General features: G+C 64.1%; 4 protein-coding genes and 1 pseudogene. 4 read left to right on the top strand and 1 reads right to left on the bottom strand.

Annotated elements, in window-relative coordinates:
- The first annotated feature begins 258 nt into the window (after window positions 1-258).
- Both WBF82_RS11090 and WBF82_RS11085 read left to right on the top strand, forming a co-directional pair.
- Window positions 259-1,077: a DivIVA domain-containing protein gene (locus WBF82_RS11090; RefSeq protein WP_424383086.1), complete on the top strand. Its 819-nt coding sequence runs from the start codon at window positions 259-261 to the stop codon at window positions 1,075-1,077.
- Window positions 1,078-1,165: 88 nt separating this feature from the next.
- Window positions 1,166-1,504 (top strand): hypothetical protein, encoded by a 339-nt coding sequence (locus WBF82_RS11085; protein WP_424383085.1) that lies wholly within the window; start codon window positions 1,166-1,168, stop codon window positions 1,502-1,504.
- On the opposite strand, the pseudogene WBF82_RS11080 reads toward WBF82_RS11085, so the two are convergent.
- A pseudogene (locus WBF82_RS11080) lies at window positions 1,501-2,202 on the bottom strand (phosphoribosyltransferase); the annotation flags it as partial. The gene WBF82_RS11085 and the pseudogene WBF82_RS11080 sit on opposite strands and share 4 nt — an antisense overlap.
- Window positions 2,203-2,366: 164 nt before the next feature.
- On the opposite strand from WBF82_RS11080, the gene WBF82_RS11075 reads away from it, so the two are divergent.
- Together WBF82_RS11075 and WBF82_RS11070 are read left to right on the top strand one after the other, a co-directional pair.
- The gene (locus tag WBF82_RS11075; RefSeq protein WP_424383084.1) at window positions 2,367-2,552 is read left to right on the top strand and encodes a hypothetical protein; all 186 of its coding nucleotides are present in this window, start codon (window positions 2,367-2,369) and stop codon (window positions 2,550-2,552) included.
- 377 nt (window positions 2,553-2,929) lie between these two features.
- Window positions 2,930-3,295: a toll/interleukin-1 receptor domain-containing protein gene (locus tag WBF82_RS11070; protein ID WP_424383083.1), complete on the top strand. Its 366-nt coding sequence runs from the start codon at window positions 2,930-2,932 to the stop codon at window positions 3,293-3,295.
- The last annotated feature ends 1,009 nt before the right edge of the window (window positions 3,296-4,304 follow it).

Raw genomic sequence — 4,304 nt, 5'->3', positions numbered from 1 at the left:
GGCCTGACGCCGCGACGCACCCCACTGCTGCGGTCAGCTGCGGGCCTTGGAGGGTTTGCCGGGCCGCATTTCGTTGGCTTACGCCGCCGATTTTTCAGCTCTTAATCTTTGAAATTCGGTCTTATTTATCGGGCGATTCGGCAACCGGCGGGTCTGGTGTGACAGGATGGGCGGCAGTTGCAGTATGGCTACCACAACGTTCATCCCGACTTACACTTTCCTGGTCGGTTTGACCGTCCACACTCAAGGGGGCTAAGAATGCCGCTGACACCCGCAGACGTCCACAATGTGGCGTTCAGTAAGCCGCCGATCGGCAAGCGTGGTTACAACGAAGACGAGGTCGACGCCTTCCTCGACCTCGTGGAAAATGAGCTGACCCGGCTCATCGAGGAGAACTCCGACCTGCGTCAGCGCGTCAACGAGCTGGACCAGGAGCTGGCCGGTGCCCGGTCCGGCGGAGGCACGAGTACCCAAGCCACCCAAGCCATTCCGCTGCGCGAGCCCGAGCCCGAGCCCGTCAAGCCACCGCAGCCCACCCCGCAGCCGGCCCCCCAGCCTGCGGCCGGTGGGACGACTGAAGAGCAGGCGTTGAAGGCGGCTCGGGTGCTCAGCCTGGCCCAAGACACTGCCGACCGGCTGACCGGCACGGCCAAGGCGGAGTCGGACAAGCTGCTGGCAGACGCCCGAACCAATGCCGACCAGATCGTCAGCGATGCGCGTCGTGAGGCGGAGACCACCGTCGCCGATGCCCGGCAGCGCGCCGACGCGATGCTGGCCGATGCGCAAACGCGCTCCGAGACTCAGCTACGTCAGGCCCAGGAGAAGGCCGATGCGTTGCAAGCCGATGCCGAGCGCAAGCACTCCGAGATCATGGGCACGATCAACCAGCAGCGCACGGTGCTCGAGGGTCGCCTTGAGCAGCTGCGCACGTTTGAACGCGAATACCGCACCCGGCTGAAGACATATCTGGAGTCCCAGCTCGAAGAGCTTGGCCAGCGCGGATCGGCGGCGCCGGTCGACTCCAGCGCCACCAATGATGCCGCCGCGTTTAACCAGTTCAATCGAGGTAATAACTAACTCGGCCAAGGGCTGCGACAGTCCATGACTGGCCGCCGCTATCCTGCAGTGGCGGCGATGCTGCCCCTTCGGCTGGAGAGGTTTACCGATGCTGATAATTGCGCTGGTCCTAGCGGTAATAGGCCTTGCCGCGTTGGTGTTCGCGGTTGTCACCAGCAATGAGCTGGTGGCCTGGGTTTGCATCGGTGCCAGCGTGTTGGGCGTGGTGCTGCTCATCGTCGACGCGCTAAGGGAGCGTCAGCGACGCGAGGCCGGTTCGCCCACCAAATCATCCGGTCCGGCCGAGGACCATGAGCCGGGCGCCGAAGCGGCCGCCGACTACCCCGAGGACACCGTCGACGAGCGCGACGACGCGTCCACACCCGAGGAGCCGGAATCGGAAGCGGACGCGGCAGATAGCGTCAGCGACGACCACAACACCCGCTAGGGCTCCACGGCTGAAGGCGGTGTAGCGAGCAGCTCGCGGACCTCGTCATCGGTGACTTGATGGAAGTCGGCGAAAACTTGTCCGACCGCCTCGAAATCGGTTGGCATGGTCGCGCATACGACCTCGTCAGCTTCCCGCGCCAGCTCCTCGCAAGCTGATTGCGGCCCCACCGGCACAGCGACGACTATCGATTCCGGGTTGTTGGCGCGCAGCGCGCGCAGCCCCGCCAGCATGCTCGCGCCGGTGGCGATACCGTCATCGACCAAAATCACCGTCTTGCCGCGCGGATCGGCGACGGGCCGTCCGCCCCGATACGCACGCTCCCGGCGGTCGAGCTCGATCGTTTCGCGGTCGATGACCTCGCGCACCTGCTCGTCGCTGATGCGAAGATTCGACACCACATTGTCGTTCATGACGACGCCCCCGCCGCTGGCCAGCGCACCCATCGCCAGTTCCGACCACCCCGGCACGCCCAGCTTTCGCACCAGGAACACGTCCAACTCCGCGTGCAGGGCCGCGGCGACCTCCCAGGCGACCGGAACGCCGCCGCGGGCCAGCCCGAGGACCAGTAGCCCGGCCCTGTCGTGGTAGGCCCCCAACTCCTCAGCCAGCACATAGCCAGCTTCCCGACGGTCGCGGAACGTACGTCGGGAGGTTCGCCGCAGAAAATGACCGGGTCGATCCATGCGCCGCACTTCGTCGTTGTCCTACTTGCTAAGTCGCAGCTTACGACCGGTGCCGCCACGCCGAGCCGGTCCGTGCGCATTCCGAGCTTGGGCTTCCCGCGCCGGCATACCGGGAAACCTGAGGCCCAGCCGGTCCGCCTTGAATCGTGGCATGAAATCTGCCATGATTTTGTGGTATGACGACATCTGTTGAAGAGCTGATCGAAGCCGCCAGCGACGCCAGGCGCATCGCGCAAAAGGCTATCGAGTTGGCCGTGCGGGAGGCCCGTGCCGCCGACTGGTCCTGGGATCAGATATCTGCCGCGTTGGGCGGAAAGCCCAACGGGGAGACGCTTCGTCGCAACTTCGGCGCCGGCGAGTAGCAGGACGCTTCCTCGATAAGGCGCTCTCGCGCGTCAATTATCTTGCGGCACACGCGAGTTGGTGGCGCTTCCACGGGATACTGCCACGGCCCGTGCCATATTAGATCCCTTGAGTTTCGACTGTGTTATGCACTTTTCTCTGAGCGGTTAACGACGACGGGGGAATGCCGCTGTCCGTCGTCATACACCGTTGTTCGGCGGCGCGGTGGCCCACCAGGCGGCTGAGAAGGCCAATCAGATGGTGAGCCTAGTCGGCCTCCGCCCGCACCAGGGACAGCCCGGCGGAACCCGCGCGATGCTTGGGTTGGTACTCAGATGGGGCTGCTAAGTGCCACACTGTGCTGGCCACCCCGACGACTTTTCGTGAGAGCGCTGTGATGTCAGACGCGACCCAGACGGAGGATACTGCGGCCAATGGGATAGACCGGCCGCTGGCGTACGACGCGTTTTTGTCGTATACGCATCGGGATCGCCCGGTGGCTGCGGGGATTCAGAAGGGCCTGCATCAGATCGGCCGCCGTCTGGGCCAGTTACGTGCACTGCGGGTGTTTCGCGACGACACCAATCTGGAAGTCAGCCCTGATCTGTGGCACAAGATCACTGAGGCGCTGGACAGTTCGCGCTTTTTGGTCGTGGTGCTGTCGCCGACGGCGGGCGAGTCCTATTGGGTCGACAGGGAAGTGGGCTACTGGCTGCAACATCGCGGCCGGGAGCGGCTGCTGTTGGTGTTGGCCAGCGGGTGATAGCGGTGGGGATGTGGGTAAGCCACCCGAGCGACCTGCCCGCGGGTGCGCCTTGGTTCATGTTTGGCCTCGCGGTTCTTTGCGGGGGGCTCGCGTTCGGCATGCGCCCTCGCAACCAGGGATGACACACCTCACCAACTGCTCTCGGGCGAGCTCACCGCGGCCCGCTGGACCGCGGCTCGTCAGAGGTCGCATCCCGAGCCAACCGGTGCGGTTGCGCTAGCGTGGCTCTCCGCTACCTTCCGACATGGCACGAATCGGGGATGCCTGCAACGCGCACGCCGGTCCGTCTCCGAGATCAACCCAGCGTAATGCCTGCATGGGTAATTTCTGAACGATGAGGCCGAAATCCGCAGTGTCATTCGCAGGCCGCCGTGCATTCTGCGTTCACCCCATCCGCCATCCCGGCACGGCTTCAGCCGCAGTTAAACACTCCGGGGAAGTCATTGCACACAGAACGATTGACATCGAGCCAGCCTTGGTTGGTGCAGATTGTGTAAGTCCCGTCGTCGTTGGGACCAACGGTACCCAGGTGGGCGCAATCGCCCTTCGTGTAGATAGGCCCGTCGAAGTGAACCCACCCGGCACCCGTGCATAACGAATAGCCGGCGGTGGAGCCATCGCCTCCCGGGACAACCGTTCCCACCTCGCTACTGGCACATGGCGCCCCTGGCGGCGCCGCCGCCGCCGGTGCGCCGAATGGGCTGGCGGCAACGAAAAATAAGGCAAGTGCAGTATTTCGGAGACCTCGAAGAGCGCTGCCAAGCATTGAGAACCCCGTTCTGCCGCCAGTGGCCGTCTGTGCGTACGAAAATACACCGGCACCGGAGTTCGGGCAGCCACTTCGTAGTTACGGCCGCCGGGGGTTCGTTGAAAGTGGTGAGCACGCGCAGGTTCGAGCTCACAGCAAAATCACACAAGAGCCAATCTTCTCGCCGGAGATTGGGCGAAACTATTGATGTTGCCTACGCTAGGCGTCGCATCAGACGCAATATGCTCACGATCTGCG

Origin of the sequence: Mycobacterium sp. (assembly GCF_049673265.1) — a bacterium.
In the GTDB taxonomy this organism is placed as follows: domain Bacteria; phylum Actinomycetota; class Actinomycetes; order Mycobacteriales; family Mycobacteriaceae; genus Mycobacterium.
Note: the sequence above shows the minus strand (reverse complement) of the source record. Positions and strands in the feature narration are given on the sequence as shown.